The sequence below is a fragment of the Vibrio sp. 10N.261.46.E11 genome (genome assembly GCF_041472735.1).
Lineage (GTDB): Bacteria > Pseudomonadota > Gammaproteobacteria > Enterobacterales > Vibrionaceae > Vibrio.
Genome location: NZ_JBFRQW010000065.1, coordinates 1 through 279, shown reverse-complemented (window position 1 = coordinate 279; position 279 = coordinate 1). Strand labels below are relative to the sequence as shown.

General features: G+C 45.9%; 1 protein-coding gene. It reads left to right on the top strand.

Features of this window, described 5'->3' with window-relative positions:
* Positions 1 to 279: transposase (locus tag AB4407_RS18805; protein ID WP_372121617.1), on the top strand; the 279-nt coding region annotated here is incomplete at both ends.

Here is a 279-nt window from a genome sequence, read left to right as displayed (position 1 = left end):
TCCTTAAGATCCCCGGCCATATTGGGCTAGAGAGTGTTGATGTCTGGTTTCAAGACGAAGCTAGGTTTGGCCAACAGAACACAACGACACGTCTTTGGGCGACTCGTGGAACGAGGCCTCGCGTGGTAAAACAACAGCAATTTGAATACGCTTATTTGTTTGGTTCGGTATGCCCTGAAAGAGGAATTGGTGAAGCCATAGTGGTTCCTTGGGTTAACAAGGACATAATGACAAATCACTTAGAGCAGATATCTAAGGCTACTGAAAAAGGACGTCATG